This window comes from Xanthomonas protegens, assembly GCF_038442435.1.
In the GTDB taxonomy this organism is placed as follows: domain Bacteria; phylum Pseudomonadota; class Gammaproteobacteria; order Xanthomonadales; family Xanthomonadaceae; genus Xanthomonas_A; species Xanthomonas_A sontii.
In genome coordinates this window covers 326,652-350,679 of the sequence record NZ_JAQJCQ010000001.1, presented here as the reverse complement: position 1 = coordinate 350,679, position 24,028 = coordinate 326,652, and the positions used below count along the sequence as shown (strand labels likewise).

The window sequence follows — 24,028 nt, the reverse complement described above, 5'->3', positions numbered from 1 at the left end:
GGCTCCCGGCGATGTTTGAATCGCGTTATGCGCCCGGGGACCCGTTTTTTCGCCAGTTTCGCCGCTGCCGCAGGCTGGTGCCTGGCGGCGCAGACGGCGTTTGCCGGGCAGGTACAGTCGGTCTCGCTCGATAACGGTGCCACCGGCACCCGCGCCGAGATCCGCCTGCAGGGCAGTGGCGGCTTCAGCACGCTGTCGCTGGCCAACCCGAATCGTCTGGTCGTCGATCTTCCCGACTCCTCTGCCGCCAAGGGCCTGAAGCTGCCGGCCGGCGGCGGCGTGGTCAGCGCAGTGCGCACCGGGCATCCGGTCCCGGGCACCCTGCGTATCGTGTTCGACCTGAGCAGTTCGGTGGTGGCGTTCAAGCCGCAGATGCAGACCATTGGCGGCAGTTCGGTGCTGGTGATCGAGTGGCCGGGCGAGGCACCGGCGGGCAAGGCGGTCGTCGGCGACGCGCCGGCAGCCGTGGCCCCGCTGCCGCAGGCCGCGCCTGTTGCGGCGCCCAGGCCGGCAGTGGATGCGCGTGCCGAAGCGGCGCGTGCGACTGCGGCGCTGACCTCGTCGGTGGTGCAGCGTGCCAGCCAGCCAGCGCCGGCTCCGGTGCCGCCGCCTGCCGCGCCCACGCCCGCGCCGACCGTCGTTGCCTCTGCGCCGAGCGTCGCTGCCGCGGTGGCCGGCCGTCCCGCACCGAACGTCGTGCCGATGCCTTCGCCCACCGCGGTCACGCCGCCGGCGAACGCGCCGTCCGAGCGTGACGACGCGGACGACGATGCGGCGGTGGCTGCTGCCGCCGAAGCGCGGCCGGTGATGCCGAGCGCGGCCTCGCGGGTGAAGATGGCGCCGGGCATGCGTCCGCTGATCGTGGCCATCGATCCCGGCCATGGCGGCCAAGATCCCGGTGCCAGTGGTCCGACCGGCAAGCATGAGAAGGACGTGACCCTGGCGATCGGCCGCGAACTGGCGCGCCAGATCAACGCCACGCCGGGCATGAAGGCCTACATGACCCGCACCACGGACGTGTTCATTCCCCTGCCGATGCGCGCGCAGAAGGCGCGTGCGGCCAAGGCCGACATCTTCATCTCGATCCACGCCGACGCGGCCGAGAATCGCAGTGCGACCGGCTCGTCGGTGTACGTGCTGTCGACCAAGGGCGCGTCCTCGCAGCGCGCGCGCTGGCTGGCGGACAAGGAAAACGCCGCCGACCTGATCGGTGGCGTGCGCCTGCAGAAGACCGACAGTACCCTGGCCAACGTCTTGCTGGACCTGGCCCAGAGCGGCCACATGAAGGCCTCCGAAGATGCGGCCGGGCATGTGCTGGGCGGGCTGAAGCGGATCGGCAACAACCACAAGCCGGACATCGAGCGCGCCAACTTCGCGGTGCTGCGCACCTCGGACATGCCGGCGATGCTGGTCGAGACCGCCTTCATCTCCAACCCGGACGAAGAACGCCGGCTGACCGATCCGGCCTACCAGCGCCGCATCGCCGGTGCCGTGCTCGACGGCGTCAGCACGTTCTTCACCCGGCAGCCGCCGCCGGGCACGCTGTTCGCCGCGCGCGCGCAGGCCGAGGCGGAAGCGGCCAGCACGGTGGCCGGCGGCAGCCGCTGAGGCGCTATCATTAACGGCTGATCCTCGATGACGGCGTCCGCGCCGCGAGCCGTGCCGATGTCCTTTTCCTGCTGTCGTTTCCGTCCTGTCGCCACGACCGGCGCGCGTCTGTGCGTGCATGGAGCGAAGACGGCATGAGCATCCGTCAGCTGCCCGAGATCCTGATCAACCAGATCGCCGCCGGCGAAGTGGTCGAGCGTCCGGCTTCTGTCGTCAAGGAATTGGTGGAGAACGCGCTGGACGCCGGCGCGCACCGCGTCGACATCGATCTGGAAGAGGGCGGCGTGCGCCTGATCCGCATCCGCGACGACGGTGGCGGCATCGCGCCCGAGGAACTGCCGCTGGCCATCTCGCGGCACGCGACCAGCAAGATTGCGTCGCTGGACGACCTGGAATCGGTGGGCACGCTCGGGTTCCGTGGCGAAGCGTTGCCGTCGATCGCCTCGGTCAGCCGCTTCACCCTGGCTTCGCGCCGTGCCGGCGACGAGCACGGTGCGGCCCTGGAGGTCGAAGGCGGCAAGGTCGGCGAGGTGCAGCCGCGCGCGTTGCCGCCGGGTACCCTGGTCGAGGTCCGCGAGCTGTTCTACAACGTGCCGGCGCGGCGCAAGTTCCTGCGCGCCGAACGCACCGAGCTCGGCCACATCGAGGAGTGGCTGCGTTCGCTGGCGCTGGCGCGCCCGGACGTGGAACTGCGCGTCTCGCACAACGGCAAGCCGTCGCGGCGCTACAAGCCGGGCGACCTGTATTCGGACGCGCGCCTGGGCGAGACCCTGGGCGAAGACTTCGCAAGGCAGGCGCTGCGCGTGGACCACAGCGGTGCCGGCCTGCGCCTGCATGGCTGGATTGCGCAGCCGCATTACTCGCGCGCCAGCGCCGATCAGCAATACCTCTACGTCAACGGCCGCTCGGTGCGCGATCGCAGCGTCGCCCATGCGGTGAAGATGGCCTACGGCGACGTGCTGTTCCATGGGCGGCAGCCGGCCTATGTGCTGTTCTTGGAACTGGAACCGGCGCGGGTGGACGTCAACGTGCATCCGGCCAAGCACGAGGTGCGTTTCCGCGATGCGCGGCTGATCCATGATTTCGTCTACCGCACGCTGCAGGATGCGCTGGCGCAGACCCGTGCCGGCAGCCTGCCGGGCACGCTCGGTGCCGAAGCGGCGCCAGCGGCGCCTGCCGCGGGTGCTGCGGCCTGGGCGCCCGCGGGCATGCAGAGCAGTGGGAGTGGCGCAGGTGGCGGCGGGCAGGGCTATGGTTACGGCGCGCAGTGGCGCCCGGCGCAATCGCCGTTGGGCTTGCGCGTGGAAGAAGCGCCGGCCGCGTATGCGGCGCTGTACGCGCCCGCCGCGGAGGCGGGAAGCGCCGCCGGCCTGCCGCGGCAGACCCAGGATCCGGCCGGCGGCCTGCCGCCGACTGCCGCCGACAGCGGCGTGCCGCCGCTCGGCTACGCCATCGCGCAATTGCACGGCATCTACATCCTGGCCGAGAACGCCGACGGCCTGATCGTGGTCGACATGCACGCTGCGCACGAACGTATCGGCTACGAGCGCCTGAAGACCGCGCACGACGGCATCGGCCTGCATGCGCAGCCGCTGCTGGTGCCGATCACCCTGGCGGTCGGCGAACGCGATGCCGACACCGCCGAGCGCGAGGCGGAGACGCTGGCCGCGCTCGGGTTCGAGATCACTCGCAGCGGACCGCAATCGCTGCACGTGCGCAGCATTCCCGCACTGCTCGCGCAGGCAGAGCCGGAGGCCTTGCTGCGCGACGTGCTGACCGACCTGCGCGAACACGGCCACAGCGGCCGCGTCGCCGGCGCGCGCGATGCGCTGCTGTCGACCATGGCCTGCCACGGCGCGGTGCGCGCCAACCGTCGCCTCACCATTCCGGAAATGAACGCCTTGCTGCGCGACATGGAAGCCACCGAGCGCTCCGGACAATGCAATCATGGGCGTCCGACCTGGGCGCGGTTCACCCTGGGCGAGATCGATCGTTGGTTCTTGCGGGGGCGATGATGGACAAGCGGATGTGGACGACGGCGCTGCTGGCGGCGCTCGTCGCCTTGAGTGGCTGCGGCAAGCAGGCGCCGGCACCGGCCGCGCCGAAGGCGATGGACGCGCGGTTCGTGGCCGACGAGCAGGCCTGGCGCGCGCAGCGCCAGCACGAACTGCAGGCGCCGGACGGCTGGACCAGCCTGGTCGGCCTGCACTGGCTGGAACTGAAGGAGCACTACATCGGCAGCGGTCCGGACAGCGGCATCCGCCTGGCGGTGGGGCCGGCGCGGATGGCGCTGGTGTCGCAGGCGCAGCGCGAGGTGTACCTGACCCCCGAGCGCGGCGCCGCGCTCAGCGTCGCCGGCGCGCCGGTGCAGGGGCGGATCCGCCTGTACAGCGACCACGATCCGCAGCCCACGGTGATCGACTTCGACGACGGCAAGGGCAAGCTCAGCCTGATCGAACGTGGCGGCCGCTATGCGCTGCGGGTCAAGCACGCCGATGCCCCGACCCGGCTCGGCTTCGCTGGCGTGCCGTACTGGCCGCTGGCCGAATCCTGGCGCGTGCACGGGCGTTTCGTGCCCAATCCGCCGGGCACGACCCTGCCCATCGTCGACATCATCGGCGTCACCACGCCATCGCCCAATCCCGGCGCGCTGGAGTTCGAGCGCGGCGGCAAGCGCTACCGCCTGCAGGCGATCGGCGAACCCGGCCAGTCGCTGTTCGTGGTGTTCGCCGACCGCACCAGCGGCCACGGCAGCTACCCCGCCGGGCGCTTCCTGGACGTGGACCCACCCGCGGCCGACGGCAGCGTGGTGCTGGATTTCAACCGTGCCTACGACCCGCCGTGCGCGTTCACCCCGTTCGCCACCTGTCCGTTGCCGCCGCCGGAGAACCGCCTCGACCTGGCGGTGAATGCCGGCGAGAAGGCCTATGCCGCTGCCCATTGACCCGAGGATGCCGATGACCCCGTTCCCGCGCCTGTTGCGCCGTCTGCTGCTGGGCCTGTCGCTGTGCCTGGTGCTGCCGGCACTGGCCCGCACGCCGCCGCCGGTGGCCGCGACGCCTGTCGCTCCCGCTGCAGCGCCCACGGTGGTACCGCCCACGCCGCTGTTGTGGAAGGTCAGCGGCCCGCGCGGCACGCTGTACCTGCTGGGCTCGTTCCACATGCTCAAGGCCGACGACTACCCGCTGGCGCGCGAAGTCGATGCGGCCTACGCGGTGTCGCCGCGGCTGCTGTTCGAACTGGCGCCGAAGGACGTGGATGCGCCGCAGTTGGGTGCGCAGATGCTGCAGGCGGCGCAGCGCCACGACGGCAAGCGGCTGCAGGACGATCTGGATCCGGCGACCTGGGAGCGACTGCGCCGCTATGCCGCCGGCCACGGCCTGCCGCTGGCGCAGATGAGCGGCTTCGAGCCGTGGTTCGTCGGCCTCAGCATCAGCATCGCCGACATGAAGGCGCAGGGCCTGGAGGCCGATGCCGGGCTGGATCGTCATTTCATGACACTGGCCGTGCAGGACGGCAAGAGTGCCGAGGGCCTGGAGACCGCACAGGCGCAGATCGACCTGCTCGACGGCATGGACCCGGTGGAGCAGAAGCAGATGCTGACCGAGGCGCTGGACGATGCCGAGCAGGGCGCGGCGCAGACCCTGCGCCTGCACGACGCCTGGCGCCGCGGCGACGAGCGCCAGCTGTGGCAGGAGATCGGCGCGCAGATGAAGCGCGACTACCCGCGGCTGTACCAGCGCATCGACGTGGAGCGCAACCAGGCCTGGCTGCCGCGCCTGGAGCAGCGCCTGAAGGATGGCGGCGGCGATACCCTGGTGGTGGTCGGTGCGTTGCACCTGCTCGGGCCGGACGGCGTGGTCGATGGCCTGCGTGCGCGCGGCTACAAGGTCGAGCGGATCTGCGGGAACTGCAAGCCGGCGAAGTCGCGCTGACACACGCCTGCGAGGCTTCGCCCGTACCCTCATCCGCCCCTGCGGGGCACCTTCCCCCCAAAAGGGGGCCGTGGTCCCAGCGGGAGAAGGGAGAAGCCAGAGCCCCTCTCCCACCGGGAGAGGGGTTGGGGTGAGGGTAGGGCGCGAAGCGCTCCGTTGAATCAAATCCGCGAGGCTTCGCCCGTACCCTCATCCGCCCCTTCGGGGCACCTTCTCCCGAGGGGAGAAGGGAGACGCTAGAGCCCCTCTCCCGCAGGGAGAGGGGTTGGGGTGAGGGTAGGGCGCGAAGCGCTCCATCGAATCAAATCCACGAGGCTTCGCCCGTACCCTCATCCGCCCCTGCGGGGCACCTTCCCCCAAAAAGGGGGCCGTGGTCCCAATGGGAGAAGGGAGAAGCCAGAGCCCCTCTGCCGCCGGGAGAGGGGTTGGGGTGAGGGTAAGGGCGCGAAGCGCCCCGCCGAACCTCACCCTGTCGCGATACTCAGCGCGGACGCGACTTCGGCGCTGCACCCGCCGGCGGTTCGCCGGGCTTGCCGGTGCCCGCGCCAGCGGCCGGGCGGCCGAAGCCGGCGCCGAGGTTGCGCTGGAATTCCTGCCACAGCTCCAGGTTGCGCTCGGTGAGCTGGTTCATCATGGTCCACGGAGTCTGCCCCAGCAGATTGCCCATCTGCTGGCGGAACTGCTGCTGCTGGTCGAGGAACACCTGCATGCTGCGCTCCAGGTAGTTGCCCATGAAGCCCTGCAGCGAGTCGCCATAAAAGCGGATGATCTGGCTGAGCAACTGCGTGGACAGCATCGGTTCGCCGTCCTGTTCCTGGTCGGCGATGATCTGCAGCAGGACCGCGCGGCTGAGGTCTTCGCCGGTCTTGGCGTCGCGGACTTCGAATTCCTCGCCGTCGATGATCAGCTGGCGAACGTCTTCGATGGTGATGTAACTGGAGATCTCGGTGTCGTAGAGGCGGCGATTGGGATACTTCTTGATGATGCGAATCTCAGCCATGAAGCGATCGCTCTGTGACGGTAGGCGCGCAGCATGGCGCAGCGCAGCAGGGCTTGCAACCGCCGAAAGTACCTGAACACGCGGGTGCAGCAAAAAAATCATGCTGCGCAACATTTGCGGCGCAACGACGGGCGCCAGACCGCCCACGACGGCCGCTGGAGGGTAGCGTTACCTCGCGCGAACGCCGCCGCCTGAGCGATTCAGCCGATCACCACCCCATGTGGTGGCCGCCGTTGATGTCCAGGTTCGAGCCGGTGATCCACGCGGCCTCTTCGGCGACCAGGAACGCCACGGCGTAGGCGATCTCTTCCGGCTTGCCGAGGCGCCCGGTGGGGATGTCGGCGGCGATCTTGGCGCGCACTTCCTCCGGTACCGCCATCACCATGTCGGTGGCGACATAGCCCGGCGAAACCGTGTTGACGGTGATGCCGTAGCTGGCGTTCTCGCGCGCCAGGGAAATGGTGAAGCCGTGCATGCCGGCCTTGGCCGCGGCGTAGTTGGCCTGGCCGTACTGGCCCTTGAGGCCGTTGATCGAGCTGATCTGGATGACCCGCCCCCAACGCTTCTGGCGCATGCCCTCGATCACCGGACGGGTGACATTGAACACCGAGTTGAGGTTGGTGTTGATGACCTCGTGCCACTGTTCGGCGGTCATCTTGTGGAAGGTGGTGTCGCGGGTGATGCCGGCGTTGTTGACCAGGATCTCGACCGGGCCGAGCTGGCGTTCGACCTCACGCACCAGGGTCTGCGCGTGCTCGGGCGAGGCGACGTCGCCGGGCACGATGGCGACGTCGTGGCCACGCTCGCGCATGCGCTGCTGCCAGGCCAGGGCCTTGGCCTGGTCGCGGTAGTTGCTGGCCACGCGGTGGCCCTGCGCGGCCAGCCGCTCGCAGATCGCGGTTCCGATGCCGCCGGTGCCGCCGGTGACCAGCGCAACGCGTGATGTCATGGATGTCGCTCCGGATAGAAATGGTGGGAAAGGACGGCCGCGGCGCGGCCCAGGGTCCGATTCTAGTCAGCCTTGATGTCGCTGGGGATAGCGGGCGCGACTGGCGCCGCATCGTCCACGCGTCGGTCCTGTGCCGGCAACCGCGTCGGGTCGAAGGCGCGCAGCGCGGCGGCGAGCAGCGCCGGCACCGACCCGACGCCGGCCAACGCTGCCGGTGGCTGGCCCAGCGTGGCCCAGGCCAGGCGCAGCGCCGGCAGCGGATCGGCATCGTCCAGCGGCAGCGCCGCGTGCGACTTGGACAGCTTGCGGCCATCGGCGTCGAGCAGCAGCGGCAGGTGCAGGTAGCGCGGCGTGGGCAGGCCCAGCGCACGCTGCAGCAGGATCTGCCGCGGCGTGGAGTCCAGCAGGTCGGCGCCGCGCACCACGTCGGTGATGCCTTGTGCGGCATCGTCGACCACCACGGCCAGTTGGTACGCCCAGCAGCCGTCGGCGCGCAGCAGCACCACATCGCCGACCTCGGCATGGACGTCCTGGCTCAGCCGGCCGCGCACGCCGTCGTCGAAGGCGACCACGCTGGCCGCGCCGGGTGGCACGCGCAGGCGGATGGCCGGCTGCGCGCGCGGCGCGGTGGCGACGCAGGCATGGTGCACGCCGCCCTGCGCCGCCAGCACGCTGCGGCTGCAACTGCAGGGAAAGGCAAGGCCGGCCTGCAGCAGCCGCTGCAGGGCGTCGCGGTAGACCGGGTCGCGCTCGCTCTGCCGCAGCACCGGGCCGTCGGCCTCCAGGCCACAGGCGCGCAGGCTGGCCAGTTGCCGCTCGGCAGCGCCGGGCACGCTGCGCGGGCGGTCCACGTCCTCGATGCGCAGCAGCCATTCGCCGCCGGCGTGGCGCGCCAACAGCCAACTGCCGAAGGCGGCGAGCAGGGATCCCAGGTGCAGCGGGCCGGTGGGCGAGGGCGCAAAGCGGCCGCGGTAGGGAGGCGAAGACATGGGCAAGCTGAATCCTCGGTCAGGTACGCGCTTGAATTCAAGCGGGCGACACCGCAGATTCGAGCCAATCCTTCCATTTAATCTGTGCGGAGCCCACGCTCACATGTTCAATCGTATCGTCCTGTTCCTCATCACCAACCTGGCGGTGCTGGTGCTGGCCGGCATTGTCATGTCCGTGTTCGGGGTCAATCCCAACCAGATGGGCGGCCTGCTGGTGATGGCCGCGATCTTCGGCTTCGGCGGCTCGCTGGTGTCGCTGCTGCTGTCCAAGTTCATGGCCAAGCGCGCCACCGGCGCGCAGGTGATCACCGAACCGCGCAACCACACCGAGCGCTGGTTGCTGCAGACCGTGCAGCGCCAGGCGCAGGCCGCCGGCATCGGCATGCCCGAGGTTGCCGTGTACGACGGCCCGGAGATCAACGCCTTCGCCACCGGCGCCAACCGCAACAACGCGCTGGTCGCGGTCTCCACCGGCCTGCTGCAGAACATGACCGAGGACGAGGCCGAGGCGGTGCTGGGTCATGAAATCAGCCACATCGCCAACGGCGACATGGTGACCATGGCATTGCTGCAGGGCGTGCTCAACACCTTTGTGATCGTGCTGGCGCGCGTGGTCGGTGGTGTGGTGGACAGCTACCTGTCCGGCGGCAACCGCGACGGCCGCCGCGGCCTGGCCTACTACGCGATCGTGATGGTGCTGGAGATGGTGTTCGGCCTGTTCGCGACGATGATCGCGATGTGGTTCTCGCGCTACCGTGAGTTCCGTGCCGACGCCGGCGGCGCCAGCCTGGCCGGCCGCGCCAAGATGATCGCGGCGCTACAGCGGCTGGAACTCAACCACGGGCAGAGCACCTTGCCGTCGCAGGTGCAGGCCTTCGGCATCGCCGGTGGTCTGGGCCAGGGCCTGCGCAAGCTGTTCATGAGCCACCCGCCGCTGTCCGAGCGCATCGCCACCCTGCGCGCCTCGCACGTCAACGCGACGGTGAGCTGATAGTTCGCTAGATCGACACGCCGGCCGGCGGAGCGCAGGCTCCGCCGGCCGTTGCTTTTGCGAATCCCCAATCCCCAATCCCGAATCGCGGCCCCTCAGGCAAAATCGAACGTCATCCCCGGCGCGGCCAGGCCGACGAATTCGCCCTGCACGTAGTCGACGCCGGCGCTGAACAGCAGGCTCATCGAGGTCGCGTCGGACACGAACTCGGCGATGGTGCGGATGCTCGCCGACTGCGCGCGTGCGGTGATCTCGCGGATCTTGTCCTGGTGTTCGCGGGTCTGGGTCAGGTCCTGGGTGAAGCCGCGGTCCAGCTTCAGGAACGAGGGCTGGAAGTGCGCCAGCAACTGGAACGAGTCCAGGCCCGAACCGAACTGTTCCAGCCCGACCTTGCAGCCCAGGGCGGTGGCGTCGGCCAGGAACTGCTGCGCGTTGCGCAGGTGGGTGAACACCTTGGCCTCCGGCGTCTGCAGCCACAGGCGGTCGCCGGGCACGCCGTGCGTCGCCAGTTCGCGGCGGATCAGGTCGACCATCTGGGTGTCGGCGAAGGCTTCCGGGCTGACCTTGACCAGCAGGCTGGTGGCGTGGCCGGCGCGCTGGCGTTCGCCGATGACGGCGATCGCACGCGCGACCACCCAGCGGTCGATCTCGGCGGTCAGGCCATGCTCGGCGGCGATGCCGAGGAAGGTCGACGGGCCGATCAGTTCGTCGTTGCGCTCCAGGCGCAAATAGGCCTCGTACAGCTCGTGCGGTTCGCCCTGCAGGTTCAGCACCGGCTGGTAGTGCAGCAGGAAGCCGTCGCCGGCCAGGGCCTCGCGCAGGTGCTGGACCCAGCGCTGCACGCGCTCTTCCTCGAGTCGGTCGGCCGCGCCCGGGTCGAAGATCTTGCAGGCGTTGCCGCCCAGTTCCACGGTCGCCTGCACGTTCTCGCTGGCGCGGGCCAGGACCTGGCCGACGCTGGCGATCTTCTCGCCGATCTGCACGCCGCCGATGCTGACGGTGACCGTGGCCGAGCGCTCGCCGACGCTGAACACGTGGCTGGCGTAGGCCTGCAACAGGCGCTCGGCCAGCGCCGCGGTGCGCGCATAGTCGCCTTCCAGCAACAGCGCGAAATTGTGCTCGCCGAAGCGCGCGGCCTGCACGTCGCCGTCGATGGCGGCAGCCAGGTGCTGGGCCAATGCGGCGACCAGCGCGTCGGCCGAATCCAGGCCGATGTCGGCCAACAGGCGTGCGTAATGATCGGGCTCGACCAGCAGGAAGCCGTACTGGCCCTCGCCGCGACCGACCTGGGCCACCGCGGTTTCCAGCGCCAGCATGAAGGTCGGACGATTGAGCAGGCCGGTGACCTGGTCGCGCTGGCGCAGGTCTTCGACCTCGCGCGCCAGTTCCGGGTCGAACTCCTCGCGGCGGCGGAACACCACCTGCACGCAGGCCTCGCCCTCGTAGCTGGCGGTGGCGAATTCCATCGTCGCCGGAAAGCTGTCGCCTTCCAGGGTGCGTGCGTCCACCTGGTACTGCGCCGGCGGCGGTTCGCCCTTGCCCAGCGACTTCAGCAACTGCTTGAAACCTTCCACGTGCTGCGGGGCGACCATGTCCAGCAGCGACACGCCTTCGACGTCGTCGAACGACGCGAACCCGAACATCTCCAGGTAGGCGTCGTTGGCGCGGATGTGCATGCCCTCGTGGATGTAGGCGATCGGATCGCGCGAGGAGGCGATCAGCGCGTCGCAGCGGCGCTCGGTCTCGCGCATCTGCGCTTCGATCCGGCGCAGGCCGCGCCGCGCCTGCAGGTCGGCCCAGGTGGTGCGGACCACTGCCAGCAAATGCTCGGGTCGCTGCCGCAGCGCGATCGCGCGCGCGCCGCCGGCCACGGCCTCCAGCCATTCCTGTTCGTCGATGCGCTCGGCCAGCACGATGACCGGGATGTCCTTGCCGCTGGCGGCGACCCGTTGCAGCACCTGCGGCAGCGGGATCGACTGTGCCTGCGCGCTGAGCACCAGGTCGATCGGCTGTGCGGTCAGCATCGCCGACAACTCCTCGGCGTGCTGCGGCCGCGACGGGCGCACCGCGATGCCGCTGTTGCGCAGGCTGCTGACGATCGCCTCGGCGTCTTCGCCGCTGTCGTCGACGATCATCAGGCGGAGGGTGATGTCTTTGCCTGTGTGCATGAAGCCTCCCGGGGACGGGGTTTAATACACGATGGCCGCTGTCGCGTCCATGGATGGGGGGCGGGGATTGGGGATTCGGGATTGGGGATTGGCAAAAGCGGGTTCGCGATGTCTGAAGGTTCGCGTGTTAGCCAAGGCCGACCAAGATGAGCGGAGTAGGCCTTGGCGAATCCCCAATCCCGGCGGCAGGGTCACGCCGCCAAACCAGCGGCATGGCCCGAGGCCCAGGCCCACTGGAAGTTGTAGCCGCCCAGCCAGCCGGTGACGTCGAGCACTTCGCCGACGAAGTACAGGCCGGGCACGCGCCGCGATTCCATGGTCGAGGACGACACCTGGTCGGTGTCCACGCCGCCCAGGGTGACCTCGGCGGTGCGGTAGCCCTCGGTGCCGCTGGCCACCAGCGGCCAGGCGCCGAGCAGCTCGGCGGCGGCGCGCAGCTGCGGCTCGTCCAGCTGGCGCACCGGCTTGTCCGGTAGCCAAACCTCGCACAGGCGTTGCGCGAAGCGGCGCGGCAGTGCCTCGCCGAGCACCGTGCGCAGTTCGGCAGCGCCGCGCAGGCGTTTCTGTTCGCGCAGCCAGGTCGCCGCGTCCTGTCCCGGCAGCAGGTCCAGGCGCAGGTCGTCGCCCGGTTGCCAGTACGAGGAGATCTGCAGGATCGCCGGGCCGCTGACGCCGCGGTGGGTGATCAGCATGAAGTTGCGGAAGCGCGCGCCGTTACAACTGGCCTCCACCGGCAGCGCCAGGCCGGACAGGTCGTGCAGGCGTTCCTGGTGCTTGCCGCTCAGGGTCAGCGGCACCAGCCCGGCGCGGGTCGGCAGCACCGCATGGCCGAACTGCCGCGCCAGCTCGTAGCCGAAGCCGCTGGCGCCGAGGCTGGGGATCGACAGGCCGCCGGTCGCCACCACCAGCGAGGCCGCATGCACCGGGCCATCGTCGGTATCCAGGCGGAACCCTTCGCTGCCGCGTTCCACCGCGCGCACGCTGCAGTCGGTGCGCACCGTCACCCCCGCCGCGGCGCACTCGTCCACCAGCATGCGCACGATCTGCTTGGAGGACACGTCGCAGAACAACTGCCCCAGTTCCTTCTCGTGGTAGGCGATGTGGTGGCGTTCGACCAGATCGATGAAATCGGTGGGGCGGTAGCGGGCCAGTGCCGACTTGCAGAAGTGCGGGTTGGCCGACAGAAAGTTGCCCGGCCCGGTGCCGGTATTGGTGAAGTTGCAGCGGCCGCCGCCGGACATCAGGATCTTCTTGCCGACCTTGTTGGCATGGTCGATCACCCGCACCCGGCGCCCGCGCTGGCCGGCGGCGATCGCGCACATCAGCCCGGCGGCGCCGGCGCCGAGTACCACGACATCGGTGCGGAGGGGGGCGGTCCCGGCGCTCATGCCGCGGCTTTGCGCACCGTGGGGGTGAAGGCAAAGCTGCCGCTGTCGCCCAGCCACTGCACCTCGCCGTCCTGGATCACTACGTCGAAGCGCATGCTGCGCTGGATCAGCTCGGCCGCCGCGGCCACGGCGTCGGCCGGCAGGTCGATCACCTGCACCTGCTTGAGCTTGCCTAGGGCGGAGGCATTCTTGTCCCACCAGATGTCCGCGGCGCGGCCGCCGTAGTTGGCGACCACCACCGAGCGCGCCCGGCGGCAGGCCTTGCGTACCCGCGACTCGTCGGGCTGGCCGACCTCGATCCATTGCTCGATCGCGCCGGTGTAGTCCATCCGCCACAGGTCGGGTTCGTCGTCGCTGCTCAGGCCCTTGCCGAACAGCAGGCGCTCCTCGGCGTACAGGGCGAAGGTCAGCAGGCGCGCCATCAGCCGCTGATCGGTCTCGGACGGGTGTTGCGCCAGGGTCAGGGAATGGGCGGCGTAGTAGCCGCGGTCCATGTCGGAAATCTGCAGCTCCGCCTTGCGGAGGGTGGCGGTGAGGGCCATGCGGCTACCGGGATCGAGGGCGCACTAGGATACGGTGTGGGGCCGTCGCTGGCCGGGGACTTGTGGGGGAGCGGGAGAATCGAGACCGGGGGCGCGTGTCCGACCCGGGGCCGGGGCGGGGGGAGGGGGAGCTACGGCCACCTCCGGCGTGGTCGCAGGCTCAGTCGCCGTTGTCCGGTCCATGGCGGATTTGCGCAGTTTCTGCGGATCGGCAGGCGGATCGGCAGCGCCGGCGTTAACTTTAGGGTTGGGTTCAGCTTCCTTGTGGTGGATCCCGGTTTGTCTACACAAACATGTCGCTTTTTGATCACGACCCGCGTATGGTGGCCCCACTGTGTTTGCTAGAGTCACCGTGAATCGTGGCTTGGTGCAGTAGATCTCACGATCCACTTCATCGTTCCGCTCGCTTTACTAACGCCTGCAACTCAGTCTCGGCCTCGATTTCCGATGGCTGCGATTTCTTCAATTCAATGTTTCAGGAGTTAGCAAATGTCTGAGCGTCAGAACGGTACCGTGAAGTGGTTCAACGATGCCAAGGGCTTCGGCTTCATCACCCCGGAAAGCGGCCCGGACCTGTTCGTGCATTTCCGCGCGATCCAGGGCACCGGCTTCAAGTCGCTGCAGGAAGGCCAGAAGGTGACCTTCGTCGCCGTGCAGGGCCAGAAGGGTATGCAGGCTGACCAGGTGCAGGCCGTCTAAGGACGTCTGCCACCGCAAGGTGCCGAACGCCGGGAGCGCAAGCTTCCGGCGTTTTTGTTTGGGCGTTTCTTTTTTCGGGCAGCGAACTTCCGCTGATGGCGGCGCCATTGCCATGGCGCCAGACGCAGCGACGATGCCCTGCATGCGCGGGTTCACACCTGCATCCGGCTACCATGGCGGCCCCCGAGCTCCGGAGCCGTCGCCATGATCACCGTGCATCACCTCAACCAGTCCCGGTCGCAGCGCGTGCTGTGGTTGCTGGAGGAACTGGCGCTGCCGTACCAGGTGATCAAGTACCAGCGCGACCCCAAGACCATGCTGGCGCCGCCGGAGCTGCGCGCGATCCATCCGCTGGGCAAGTCGCCGGTGCTGGTGGACGACGGCCACGTCCTCGCCGAGTCCGGGGCCATCCTCGACTATCTGGTGGACCGCTACGACACCGGCAGCACGCTGTCGCCGGCGCCGCAGCCGCTGGATTCGCCCGAGCGCCTGCGCTACCGCTACTGGATGCATTACGCCGAGGGTTCGGCGATGCCGCCGCTGCTGATGAGCCTGGTGTTCGGGCGGATCCGCTCGGCGAAGATGCCGTTCTTCGCGCGGCCGATCGCCAAGGCCATCGTCGACAAGGCGATGCATGGTTTCGTCGGGCCGCAGGTGCGCCTGCACCTGGACTGGATGGAGCGCGAGCTGGCCGAGACCGGCTGGTTCGCCGGCGACCGCTTCACCGCCGCGGACGTGCAGATGAGCTTCCCGGTGCAGGCCGCCGCGGCGCGCATCGGCCTGCAGACGCATCCGAACCTGGCCGGATTCGTGCAGCGGATCGAGCAGCGCCCCGCCTATCAGCGCGCGCTGCAGCAGGGCGGTCCGTTCGAGCTGCTCGGCAGCGCGGACGGTTGAGTTCGGTCCGCATCGTCCGGATCAGCGGGCGGCGGGACGTGCCGGGCAGGCACGCACGAAGGCGATGCTGTCGGCCATGACCGGCAGCGCCGGGTCGTCCTTGCGCAGCGCCAGCACCAGCCGCATGTGGCCGACGCCGGGATAGGTCTTCAGTTCGGCCGGTACCCCGACGCGCTGCAGTGCGGCCTGCAGCGACTGGCTGTTGTGCGGCTCCACCACGGTGTCGGCGTCGCCGTGCAGCAGCAGCGCCGGCGGCTCGTCGCCGTCGACGAAGTTCACCGGCTGCGAGCGCCGCTGTTGCGCCGGGTCCTGGCCGAACATGCCGATCAGGTCCGGATCGGTCAGCGGCAGGAAGTCGTAGGGGCCAGCCAGCCCGACCAGGCCGCACAGTTGCCGCGGCGACAGGCCCTGCGCCTGCAGCCAATGACCGTCGGTGGCCAGCAGCGCGGCGATGTGCGCGCCGGCGGAGTGGCCCATCAGCACCAGCCGTTGCGGATCGCCGCCGTAGTCGGCGGCATGGCGCTGGCTCCAGGCCACCGCCGTGGCGGCATCGCGCATGAAGCCGTCCAGGGTCACCTGCGGATATTTGCGGTAGTCCGGCACGATCGCGACCACGCCGTGCCGCGCCAGCGCTTCGCCGGCCCAGCGGTAGTTCTGGCGGTTGCCGGTCTTCCAGGTACCGCCGTGGAAGAACACCACCACCGGCGCGTGTTCCACCCCGGCGGGGCGATACACGTCCAGTGCCAGGCCATGCGCCGCGTCGTAGACGATCCCGCGTTGCTCGTGGAGGCCATGCCGCGAGGAACTGGCGTTGAGGCCGCCGAAGAACAGGCTGCTGCAGGCCGAGACCAGCAGCGAGGACAGGGCGATCAGGGCGTTGCGGGGCCAGCGGGGCGAAGACGGTCGGTCGGACATGGGCGATCCCTGAGAGGAGCGCGGAGCATGCCGGATGGCCATGTCGGCGGCGAGTGGAGGTGGGGCGGGGAATGGGGATTCGGGAGTGGGGATTGGTAGAAGCGTGGGCTTGCGGTGCCAGCATCGGCGCTGTGGTGCTTTTGCGGCGCCGCACCCTCACCCCAACCCCTCTCCCGGGGGGAGAGGGGCTTGCACCCCCGTCTCCCTCTGGGAGAAGGTGCCCCGAAGGGGCGGATGAGGGTACGGGCGCCGCCTGGTGCAGTTGAAGCACTGCATGCGATTCGCGCCCCGACCCTCACCCCAACCCCTCTCCCGGGGGAGAGGGGCTTGCACGCCCTTCTCCCTCCGGGAGAAGGTGCCGCGAAGGGGCGGATGAGGGTGCGGGCGCCGCCTGGTGCAGTTGCAGCACTGCATGCGCTTTGCGCCCCGATCCTCACCCCAGCCTCTCTCCCGGGAGGAGAGGGGCTTAGCGTGCCCGCGGGGACGAAGGGGGCATGCTTGCGTTGCACGAAGCGTGCACCTTGTGCTCACCCTGTGGCCTTTCCAATGAAGCCTGCGACTTCTACGCTCTTGCCCATGCCTTTCTTGCGTTTCGACAATCGCTTCGTCGCCGAGCTGCCTGGCGACCCGGAAACCGGTCCGCGGCGCCGCGAGGTGCTGGGCGCGCTGTGGTCGCCGGTCGAGCCGACGCCGGTCGCGGCGCCGCGGCTGCTGGCGTACTCGCCGGAGGTGGCCGCCTTGCTTGGGCTGTCCGAGCAGGAGGTGCAAGCGCCGGAGTTCGCCGCGGTGTTCGCCGGCAATGCGCGCTATCCGGGCATGCAGCCCTATGCGGCGAACTATGGGGGTCATCAGTTCGGGCATTGGGCCGGGCAACTCGGCGACGGCCGCGCGATCTCGCTGGGCGAGGCCCTGGGCGTGGACGGGCGGCGCTGGGAGCTGCAGCTCAAGGGCGCCGGGCCCACGCCGTATTCGCGCGGTGCCGATGGCCGCGCCGTGCTGCGTTCCTCGATCCGCGAGTTCCTGTGCAGCGAGGCCATGCATCACCTGGGCGTGCCGACCACGCGTGCGCTGAGTCTGGTCGGCACCGGCGAGACAGTGGTGCGCGACATGTTCTACGACGGCCATCCGCGCGCCGAACCGGGCGCGGTGGTGTGCCGGGTGGCGCCGTCGTTCGTGCGCTTCGGCAGTTTCGAACTGCCGGCCGCGCGCGGCGACACCGCCTTGCTGCGGCGCCTGGCCGATCTGGTGATCGCACGCGATTTCCCTGAGCTGTCCGGCACCGGTGGCGCACGCGATGCGGCCTGGTTCGCCGAGATCTGTGCGCGCACCGCACGCATGGTGGCGCACTGGATGCGGGTCGGTTTCGTGCACGGGGTGATGAACACCGACAACATGTCGATCCTGGGCCTGACCATCGACTACGGCCCCTACGGCTGGATCGACGACTACGATCCGGACTGGACCCCCAACACCACCGATGCGCAGGGCCGCCGCTACCGCTTCGGTACGCAGCCGCAGGTTGCGTACTGGAACCTCGGCCGGCTCGCGCAGGCGCTGGCACCGCTGTTCGACGACGTCGCGCCGTTGCACGACGGCCTGGAGCGGTTCCGCGCCGAGTATGCGCAGGCCGAGCGCGACAACATCGCGGCCAAGCTCGGCCTGGAGAGCTGCGGCGACGAGGATGTCGCGCTGATGCGCGACCTGCTGGATCTGCTGCAGCAGGGCGAGGTCGACATGACCCTGTGGTTCCGCGGCTTGAGCGCGCTGCCGTTGACGCCGTGGACGCCGGCGCAGGCCCTGGCGGCGCTGGCCGAGGCGTTCTACGACCCGGACAAGCTGGCGGCGCAGGCGCCGGCGTTCGAGGCCTGGCTGGCCCGCTATGCGCAGCGCCTGCAGCAGGATCCGTTGCCCGCGGCCGCCCGCGCCGCGCGGATGCGCGCGGCCAACCCGCGCTACGTGCTGCGCAACTACCTGGCGCAGCAGGCGATCGACCGCGCCGAGCAGGGCGACACCGGCGGCATCGACGAGCTGCTGGAGGTGATGCGCCATCCGTACGACGAGCAGCCCGGGCGCGAGGCCTTCGCGGCGAAGCGTCCGGACTGGGCGCGCAGCCGGGCTGGTTGTTCGATGCTGTCGTGCAGTTCCTGAGCAGGGGCGGCGCGTGCGCTCAGGGCGCGGTCGCGCCGCAATAGCGCCAGGCGGCCAGGAAGGTCGCCACCACTTCCTCCGCCAGCGCCTGCTGCGCGGCCGCGTCCGGTGCCTGTCCGTTGAGCATCGCGCCGGGATACGCATAGCCGAAGGTGGCGCCGATGAACGCGGTGGCGGCGAGGGTGGGGCGTGCGACCTGCACGTCGCCGCGCGCGTGCAGGGTCCGCAGCAAGGCGCTCAGGCGCTCGCGCAGGCGGCCGGCGCGGCGCTGGTGCAGCGACTGCAGCAGGTCCGGCATCTGCGCGCTGGCCTGCACCAGCAGGCGATGCAGGCGCAGGGCGTCGGGCGCGTACAGGTGCGCCGGCACGGTCAGCGCGATCTGCCGCAGGGTCGCGGGCAGGTCCTGTGCGGTGGCGCTGCCGATGTTCTCCAGCCGGGTCTGCAACTCCTCGCCCAGTGCCTCGAACACCTGCATCATCAGCTCGGCCTTGCTGGAAAAATGGTTGTACAGGCTCTGCCGGGTGAGCCCGGCCTGGCTGGCGATCTGCTCCAGCGACACGTCCAGCCCGTGCTCCAGCAGCAGGGTGCGTGCCGCCGCCAGCAGGCGCGGCCGCGCCAGTGCCGGCCGTCCACGCGGGCGCGCGGGCACGCCCGTTGTCGCCGGCTCGGCCGTCGCCGTCGCAGTTTGCGCATCCTGGCGGCGAAGGGTTGTGCTTCCCTTCATGATTGTTTTTTTGTCTTTGAGTAAATTAAATGATCCTCCCCGCCGTCCCCAGGATCAAGCGCATGCCCGCGCCTTTCGTCCAGCGCCGCCGCGCGCTGCCGTTGCTGCTGTCCGTCGTCGTGCTCGCGTTCGCCGGCTGCAAGGGGGGAGGCAAGGCGCCGGCGCCGGCAGCGAAGACGGTGGAGGTGGTGACCCTGCAGCCGCAGAGCGTGCCGCTGAGCGTGGAACTGGCCGGACGCACCGTGGCCTCGGAAGAATCGGAGGTGCGGCCGCAGGTCAGCGGCATCCTGCGCCAGCGGCTGTTCGAGGAGGGCGCCACGGTGCGGGCCGGGCAGCCGCTGTTCCAGATCGAGCCGACCCTGTACCAGGCCGCCGCCAACCAGGCGCAGGCCAACCTGGCCACCGCCGAGGCCACGCTCGCCGCCGCCACGCTGCGCGCAGAGCGCTATCGCACCCTGGGCAAGACCCGGCTGGCCGCGCAGCAGGACGTGGACGATGCGCAGGCCGCCTACAAGCAGGCGCTGGCCAGTCGCGACGCGCAACGCGCGGCGCTGGACACCGCGCGCACGCAGCTGCGCTTCGCCACGGTGCTGGCGCCGATCGGCGGGCGCATCGGCCGCGCGCGGGTGACCCCCGGCGCGCTGGTCACCGCCAACCAGACCGATGCCATCGCCAAGATCCAGCAACTGGATCCGATGAACGTGGACATCACCCAGTCCGGCAACCAGTTCCTGGCGCTGCGCCGGGCGATCGCGGCCGGCGGCGTGCAGCCGGCCAGCACGCAGGTGCGGCTGACCCTGTCCGACGGTACCGCGTATCCACTGCCGGGCACGCTGGAGTTCGCCGACCTCGACGTGGAGGAGACCACCGGTGCGGTGACCCTGCGCGCGCGCTTCCCCAATCCCGATGCGCAACTGCTGCCGGGCATGTACGTGCGCGCGCTGGTCGGGCAGGGCGTGCGCCAGCAGGCCTTGCTGGTGCCGCAGGCGGCGGTGGACCGCACCCCGCGCGGCGAGGCGGTGGCCTGGGTGGTGGGCGCCGACGACGTGGTGCGCCAGCGCGAGTTCACCACGCTGCGTGCGGTCGGCGACCGCTGGCTGGTCGGCGATGGCCTCAAGCCGGGCGAACGGGTGGTGGTGGCGGGCCGGCAGGGCCTCAGCGACGGTGCCAAGGTGACGGTGAAGACCGCCGCCGCGGCCGCGCCTGCCGCCGGCCAGGGCTGAGCCGGCATGCTGCCGCGTTTCTTCATCCACCGCCCGATCTTCGCCTGGGTCCTAGCCATCTGCATCATGGCCGCCGGCGCCATCGCCGTGTTCACCCTGCCGATCGAGCAGTACCCGGACATCGCGCCGCCGTCGGTGAACGTCACCGCCACCTACAACGGCGCCTCGGCGCAGACCGTGGAGGACAGCGTCACCCAGGTGATCGAACAGCAGATCAAGGGCATCGACCACCTGCTGTACTTCTCCTCGACCAGTTCCTCGTCCGGGCAGGCGCGGATCAGCATCACCTTCGACCAGGCGGCCAATCCCGACATCGCCCAGGTGCAGGTGCAGAACGCGGTCAACCAGGCGCTCAACCGGCTGCCGCAGGAAGTGCAGCAGCAGGGCGTGACCGTGGCCAAGTCGCAGGGCGACAGCCTGATGGCGGTGGCGATCTACGACCGCACCGACCGCATGGACAACGTCGACATCTCCGACTACCTGGTCAGCACCCTGCAGGACCCGATCAGCCGCATCAACGGCGTCGGCGAGATCAACGTGTTCGGCGCGCAGTACGCGATGCGGGTGTGGCTGGACCCGCACAAGCTCAACGCTTACCAACTGATGCCCGGCGACGTGCGCAGCGCGATCCTGGCGCAGAACACCCAGGTCACCGCCGGCGAACTCGGTGCGCTGCCCACCGGCGCCGAGCAGGAACTCAACGCCACGGTCACCGCGCAGTCGCGGCTGCAGACGCCGGAACAGTTCCGGCAGATCATCCTGGCCACGCGCGCGGACGGCTCCAGCGTGCGCCTGGGCGATGTGGCGCGGGTGGAGATCGGCGCGGAGAACTACCAGAACAACGCCACGCTCAACGGCCACCCGGCGTCCGGCTTCTCGGTGACGCTGTCGGCCGGCGCCAATGCGATCGCCACCTCCGACGCGATCCACGCCACCATCGAACGGCTCAAGCCGACCTTCCCGCCGGGCCTGGACGTGGCCTATCCGCGCGACAGCACGCCGTTCGTGCGCATCTCGATCGAGAACGTGGTGCACACCCTGGCCGAGGCGATCGTGCTGGTGGTGGTGGTGATGTTCCTGTTCCTGCAGAACGCCCGCGCCACGCTGATCCCGGCGATCACCGTGCCGGTGGTGCTGCTGGGCACCTTCGGCATCCTCGCCGCGGCCGGCTTCACCATCAACACGCTGACCCTGTTCGCGATGGTGCTGGCGATCGGCCTGCTGGTCGACGACGCCATCGTGGTGGTGGAGAACGTCGAACGCATCATGCACGAGGAGCACCTGCCGCCGCGCGAGGCCACCGAGCGCTCGATGGGCGAGATCACCGGCGCGCTGATCGGCATCACCGTGGTGCTGGGCGCGGTGTTCCTGCCGATGGCGTTCTTCGGCGGCTCCACCGGCATCATCTACCGGCAGTTCTCCATCACCATCGCGTCGGCGATGGCGCTGTCGGCGCTGGTCGCGCTGACCCTGACCCCGGCGCTGTGCGCGACCCTGCTCAAGCCGGTGGAGCAGGAGCGCAAGCTCGGCCGTTTCTTCCAGTGGTTCAACCGCAGCGTCGAGCGCGGCCAGCAGGCGTACCAGCGCCGTCTCGGCACGGTGCTGCAGCGGCCGCGGCGCTGGATGGCGCTGTATGCGCTGGTGGTGCTGGCGATGATGGTGCTGTACATGCGCATGCCGACCGGCTTCCTGCCGGTGGAAGACCAGGGCCAGGTGCAGATCCAGTTCACCACCCCGGAAGGCACGCCACTGGCCAAGACCCAGGCGCTGGGCAAGCGCATCAGCGATTACTTCATGACCCACGAGAAGGCCAATCTCACCGCGATCTTCATGGTGGTCGGCCGCAACAACGCCGGTACCGGGCAGAATGCCGGCCAGGCGTTCGTGGCGCTCACGCCGTGGGGCGAGCGCAACCGCGACAACACCGCGCAGGCCATCATCGACCGTGCCAATGCGCATTTCCGCGATGTCGGCGACGCCAAGATCAGCGTGCTGTCGCCGCCGGCGGTGCGCGGCCTGGGCCAGTCCAGCGGCTTCGAGCTGTGGATCCGCGACAGCGACGGCGCCGGCCGCGCGGCGCTGCTGAAGGCGCAGCAGCAGGTGCTCAAGGAGGCCGGCGACGATCCGCAGCTGACCGCGGTGCGGCTCAACGGTCTGGGCGACAAGGCGCAACTGCAGGTGGACATCGACCACGCCCAGGCCAGCGCGCTGGGACTGGCGCAGAGCGACATCAACGCGACCCTGGCCACCGCCTGGGGCGGCAGCTACGTCAACGACTTCATCGACCGCGGCCGGGTCAAGCGCGTGTACGTGCAGGGCGATGCGCCGTACCGCGCACTGCCGGAGGACATCGCGCAGTGGTACGTGCGCGGCAGCGGCGGGCAGATGGCGCCGTTTGCCAGTTTCGCCAGCACCCACTGGACCCGCGGCCCGCAGTTGCAGCAGCGCTTCAACGGCCTGCCGGCGTCGCAGATCCAGGGCGGTGCGGCGGCCGGCAGCAGTTCCGGCGAGGCGATGCAGCGGATGCAGGCGCTGGTGGCCAAGCAGGAGGGCTTCGATCTGCAGTGGAGCGGGCTGTCCTACCAGGAGCAGTTGTCCAGCAACCAGACGCTGTGGCTGTACACGGCCTCGATCCTGTTCATTTTCCTGTGCCTGGCGGCGCTGTACGAAAGCTGGTCGATCCCGGTGGCGGTGCTGCTGGTGATTCCGCTGGGCGTGGTCGGCACCGTGCTGGCGACCACTCTGGCCGGGTTCGTCAACGACATCTACTTCCAGGTTGGCCTGCTGACCACGATCGGCCTGTCGGCGAAGAACGCGATCCTGATCGTCGAATTCGCCGAGGCGCGGCAGCGTGCCGGGCGACCGTTGCTGGAGGCGACGCTGGAAGGCGCGCGGCTGCGCCTGCGGCCGATCGTGATGACCTCGCTGGCGTTCGTCGCCGGCGTGCTGCCGCTGGCGCTGTCCACCGGCGCCGGCGCTTCCAGCCGCCGCGAGATCGGCGTGTGCGTGATCGGGGGCATGGTCACCGGCACCGTGCTGGCAGTGTTGCTGGTGCCGTTGTTCTTCGTGCTGGTGCGCGGCCTGTTTCGCGGTTCCGCGCGGCAGGACGCGAGCGCTGCGGCGGCGTAAGTCGTAGACCGACGAGGCGGCCCCGCGACGCGGTGCCGCCTTGCGACTAGACTTTGCGTTCCCCTACGCCATACGACTGTGCGATGAACGATTTCTCCTGCTGCGGCGCGCCCAGCGACGCACCGGCCCACTGGTCCGGCCGCATCCGCGATATCGCCGATTTCCCGAAGCCGGGCATCGTGTTCAAGGACATCACCCCGCTGCTGGCCGACGGCCCGGATTTCGCCTCGGCGCTGGACGAAATGGCGCGTCCGTGGCGCACCACGCCGCTGCAGGCGGTGCTGGGCATCGAGTCGCGCGGCTTCATCCTGGGCGCGGCGCTGGCGCACGAACTGCGCACGGGCTTCGTGCCGGTGCGCAAGCCGGGCAAGCTGCCGGGCAGGACGGTGACCCAGGAGTACGCACTGGAGTACGGCAGCGATCGCATCGAAATGCACGCCGATGCGCTACCTGCCGGCGCGCGCGTGCTGCTGGTCGATGACGTGCTCGCCACCGGCGGCACCTTGCGCGCGGCCCTGGCATTGGCGCAGCAACTGGAACTGGAAGTGGTCGGCGCCGCGGTGCTGGTGGAACTGCAGGCGCTGCGTGGACGCGATCGCTGGAGCGAAGCCTTGCCGCTGCTGGCGACACTGACTTACTGAGCACGGCCACAGACGCGGGCGGCGTCAGTGGCGCGGCCGGGGGGCGAAGCGCAGGCGACGCCGCGGCGCGCATGCGGCGTGG

19 protein-coding genes are annotated in these 24,028 nt (G+C 69.8%); 11 read left to right on the top strand and 8 right to left on the bottom strand.

Annotation, left to right across the window (positions count from 1 at the left end; genetic code table 11):
* The first annotated feature begins 27 nt into the window (after positions 1–27).
* From PIQ37_RS01510 to PIQ37_RS01495, 4 genes are all read left to right on the top strand, one after another.
* Complete coding sequence (locus tag PIQ37_RS01510) at positions 28–1,608, top strand: N-acetylmuramoyl-L-alanine amidase (RefSeq protein ID WP_342072092.1); 1,581 nt, start codon at positions 28–30, stop codon at positions 1,606–1,608.
* Positions 1,609–1,742: 134 nt separating this feature from the next.
* Positions 1,743–3,623 carry a DNA mismatch repair endonuclease MutL gene (mutL, locus tag PIQ37_RS01505; RefSeq protein WP_342072091.1) on the top strand — a complete coding sequence of 627 codons (1,881 nt, stop codon included), beginning with the start codon at positions 1,743–1,745 and terminating at the stop codon, positions 3,621–3,623.
* Positions 3,623–4,552: a DUF1684 domain-containing protein gene (locus tag PIQ37_RS01500; RefSeq protein WP_342072090.1), complete on the top strand. Its 930-nt coding sequence runs from the start codon at positions 3,623–3,625 to the stop codon at positions 4,550–4,552. The genes mutL and PIQ37_RS01500 overlap by 1 nt, the downstream gene beginning before the upstream one ends.
* 13 nt (positions 4,553–4,565) lie before the next feature.
* On the top strand, positions 4,566–5,543 hold the full coding sequence (locus PIQ37_RS01495) for a TraB/GumN family protein (RefSeq protein WP_342072089.1): 978 nt from the start codon (positions 4,566–4,568) through the stop codon (positions 5,541–5,543).
* A 481-nt stretch (positions 5,544–6,024) separates the two neighbouring features.
* Here the strand turns inward: PIQ37_RS01495 and phaR are convergent, their stop codons facing one another.
* From phaR to gluQRS, 3 genes are all read right to left on the bottom strand, one after another.
* Positions 6,025–6,543: a polyhydroxyalkanoate synthesis repressor PhaR gene (gene phaR, locus PIQ37_RS01490; RefSeq protein WP_017909334.1), complete on the bottom strand. Its 519-nt coding sequence runs from the start codon at positions 6,541–6,543 to the stop codon at positions 6,025–6,027.
* 208 nt (positions 6,544–6,751) lie between these two features.
* Entirely contained in the window at positions 6,752–7,492 is a 741-nt protein-coding gene (phbB, locus tag PIQ37_RS01485; RefSeq protein ID WP_017909333.1) for a beta-ketoacyl-ACP reductase, read from the bottom strand.
* A gap of 62 nt (positions 7,493–7,554) precedes the next feature.
* Complete coding sequence (gene gluQRS, locus PIQ37_RS01480; protein ID WP_342072088.1) at positions 7,555–8,481, bottom strand: tRNA glutamyl-Q(34) synthetase GluQRS; 927 nt, start codon at positions 8,479–8,481, stop codon at positions 7,555–7,557.
* A gap of 103 nt (positions 8,482–8,584) precedes the next feature.
* On the opposite strand from gluQRS, the gene htpX reads away from it, so the two are divergent.
* Positions 8,585–9,472, top strand: a complete 888-nt coding sequence (htpX, locus tag PIQ37_RS01475; RefSeq protein WP_342072087.1) for a protease HtpX — start codon at positions 8,585–8,587, stop codon at positions 9,470–9,472.
* 95 nt (positions 9,473–9,567) lie between these two features.
* Here htpX and PIQ37_RS01470 read toward each other — a convergent pair whose 3' ends face one another.
* The 3 genes from PIQ37_RS01470 to PIQ37_RS01460 all read right to left on the bottom strand — a co-directional run bounded on the left by PIQ37_RS01470 (position 9,568) and on the right by PIQ37_RS01460 (position 13,570).
* Positions 9,568–11,640 carry a GGDEF/EAL domain-containing response regulator gene (locus PIQ37_RS01470; RefSeq protein ID WP_342072086.1) on the bottom strand — a complete coding sequence of 691 codons (2,073 nt, stop codon included), beginning with the start codon at positions 11,638–11,640 and terminating at the stop codon, positions 9,568–9,570.
* Positions 11,641–11,831: 191 nt separating this feature from the next.
* Positions 11,832–13,028: a BaiN/RdsA family NAD(P)/FAD-dependent oxidoreductase gene (locus PIQ37_RS01465; protein ID WP_342072085.1), complete on the bottom strand. Its 1,197-nt coding sequence runs from the start codon at positions 13,026–13,028 to the stop codon at positions 11,832–11,834.
* A complete protein-coding gene (locus PIQ37_RS01460) occupies positions 13,025–13,570 on the bottom strand; it encodes a YaeQ family protein (RefSeq protein ID WP_342072084.1) in 546 nt (181 codons plus the stop codon). Before PIQ37_RS01460 ends, PIQ37_RS01465 begins: the two co-directional genes overlap by 4 nt.
* A 489-nt stretch (positions 13,571–14,059) precedes the next feature.
* Between PIQ37_RS01460 and PIQ37_RS01455 the strand changes: the two genes are divergently transcribed.
* A complete protein-coding gene (locus PIQ37_RS01455; RefSeq protein ID WP_017909327.1) occupies positions 14,060–14,269 on the top strand; it encodes a cold-shock protein in 210 nt (69 codons plus the stop codon).
* A 204-nt stretch (positions 14,270–14,473) separates the two neighbouring features.
* Entirely contained in the window at positions 14,474–15,166 is a 693-nt protein-coding gene (locus PIQ37_RS01450; protein ID WP_017909326.1) for a glutathione S-transferase family protein, read from the top strand.
* Between the two features lie 21 nt (positions 15,167–15,187).
* Here PIQ37_RS01450 and PIQ37_RS01445 read toward each other — a convergent pair whose 3' ends face one another.
* Positions 15,188–16,081, bottom strand: a complete 894-nt coding sequence (locus PIQ37_RS01445; RefSeq protein WP_342072083.1) for an alpha/beta hydrolase — start codon at positions 16,079–16,081, stop codon at positions 15,188–15,190.
* Positions 16,082–16,657: 576 nt separating this feature from the next.
* On the opposite strand from PIQ37_RS01445, the gene PIQ37_RS01440 reads away from it, so the two are divergent.
* Positions 16,658–18,229: a protein adenylyltransferase SelO gene (locus tag PIQ37_RS01440; RefSeq protein WP_342072082.1), complete on the top strand. Its 1,572-nt coding sequence runs from the start codon at positions 16,658–16,660 to the stop codon at positions 18,227–18,229.
* A 19-nt stretch (positions 18,230–18,248) separates the two neighbouring features.
* Here the strand turns inward: PIQ37_RS01440 and PIQ37_RS01435 are convergent, their stop codons facing one another.
* Positions 18,249–18,878: a TetR/AcrR family transcriptional regulator gene (locus tag PIQ37_RS01435; protein ID WP_342072081.1), complete on the bottom strand. Its 630-nt coding sequence runs from the start codon at positions 18,876–18,878 to the stop codon at positions 18,249–18,251.
* A gap of 137 nt (positions 18,879–19,015) precedes the next feature.
* On the opposite strand from PIQ37_RS01435, the gene PIQ37_RS01430 reads away from it, so the two are divergent.
* The 3 genes from PIQ37_RS01430 (at position 19,016) to PIQ37_RS01420 (ending at position 23,946) form a co-directional block, all read left to right on the top strand.
* Positions 19,016–20,176: an efflux RND transporter periplasmic adaptor subunit gene (locus PIQ37_RS01430; RefSeq protein WP_267087049.1), complete on the top strand. Its 1,161-nt coding sequence runs from the start codon at positions 19,016–19,018 to the stop codon at positions 20,174–20,176.
* Positions 20,177–20,182: 6 nt separating this feature from the next.
* A complete protein-coding gene (locus tag PIQ37_RS01425; protein ID WP_342072080.1) occupies positions 20,183–23,305 on the top strand; it encodes an efflux RND transporter permease subunit in 3,123 nt (1,040 codons plus the stop codon).
* A gap of 83 nt (positions 23,306–23,388) precedes the next feature.
* Positions 23,389–23,946 carry an adenine phosphoribosyltransferase gene (locus PIQ37_RS01420; RefSeq protein ID WP_342072079.1) on the top strand — a complete coding sequence of 186 codons (558 nt, stop codon included), beginning with the start codon at positions 23,389–23,391 and terminating at the stop codon, positions 23,944–23,946.
* Positions 23,947–24,028: the final 82 nt, after the last annotated feature.

What these genes read in the sequence shown, in the direction of transcription:
- PIQ37_RS01510 (WP_342072092.1), top strand. Translation starts at nt 28, where the DNA reads ATGCGCCCGGGGACCCGTTTTTTCGCCAGTTTCGCCGCTGCCGCAGGC.
- mutL (WP_342072091.1), top strand. Translation starts at nt 1,743, where the DNA reads ATGAGCATCCGTCAGCTGCCCGAGATCCTGATCAACCAGATCGCCGCC.
- PIQ37_RS01500 (WP_342072090.1), top strand. Translation starts at nt 3,623, where the DNA reads ATGGACAAGCGGATGTGGACGACGGCGCTGCTGGCGGCGCTCGTCGCC.
- PIQ37_RS01495 (WP_342072089.1), top strand. Translation starts at nt 4,566, where the DNA reads ATGACCCCGTTCCCGCGCCTGTTGCGCCGTCTGCTGCTGGGCCTGTCG.
- phaR (WP_017909334.1), bottom strand. Translation starts at nt 6,543, where the DNA reads ATGGCTGAGATTCGCATCATCAAGAAGTATCCCAATCGCCGCCTCTAC.
- phbB (WP_017909333.1), bottom strand. Translation starts at nt 7,492, where the DNA reads ATGACATCACGCGTTGCGCTGGTCACCGGCGGCACCGGCGGCATCGGA.
- gluQRS (WP_342072088.1), bottom strand. Translation starts at nt 8,481, where the DNA reads ATGTCTTCGCCTCCCTACCGCGGCCGCTTTGCGCCCTCGCCCACCGGC.
- htpX (WP_342072087.1), top strand. Translation starts at nt 8,585, where the DNA reads ATGTTCAATCGTATCGTCCTGTTCCTCATCACCAACCTGGCGGTGCTG.
- PIQ37_RS01470 (WP_342072086.1), bottom strand. Translation starts at nt 11,640, where the DNA reads ATGCACACAGGCAAAGACATCACCCTCCGCCTGATGATCGTCGACGAC.
- PIQ37_RS01465 (WP_342072085.1), bottom strand. Translation starts at nt 13,028, where the DNA reads ATGAGCGCCGGGACCGCCCCCCTCCGCACCGATGTCGTGGTACTCGGC.
- PIQ37_RS01460 (WP_342072084.1), bottom strand. Translation starts at nt 13,570, where the DNA reads ATGGCCCTCACCGCCACCCTCCGCAAGGCGGAGCTGCAGATTTCCGAC.
- PIQ37_RS01455 (WP_017909327.1), top strand. Translation starts at nt 14,060, where the DNA reads ATGTCTGAGCGTCAGAACGGTACCGTGAAGTGGTTCAACGATGCCAAG.
- PIQ37_RS01450 (WP_017909326.1), top strand. Translation starts at nt 14,474, where the DNA reads ATGATCACCGTGCATCACCTCAACCAGTCCCGGTCGCAGCGCGTGCTG.
- PIQ37_RS01445 (WP_342072083.1), bottom strand. Translation starts at nt 16,081, where the DNA reads ATGTCCGACCGACCGTCTTCGCCCCGCTGGCCCCGCAACGCCCTGATC.
- PIQ37_RS01440 (WP_342072082.1), top strand. Translation starts at nt 16,658, where the DNA reads ATGCCTTTCTTGCGTTTCGACAATCGCTTCGTCGCCGAGCTGCCTGGC.
- PIQ37_RS01430 (WP_267087049.1), top strand. Translation starts at nt 19,016, where the DNA reads ATGCCCGCGCCTTTCGTCCAGCGCCGCCGCGCGCTGCCGTTGCTGCTG.
- PIQ37_RS01425 (WP_342072080.1), top strand. Translation starts at nt 20,183, where the DNA reads ATGCTGCCGCGTTTCTTCATCCACCGCCCGATCTTCGCCTGGGTCCTA.
- PIQ37_RS01420 (WP_342072079.1), top strand. Translation starts at nt 23,389, where the DNA reads ATGAACGATTTCTCCTGCTGCGGCGCGCCCAGCGACGCACCGGCCCAC.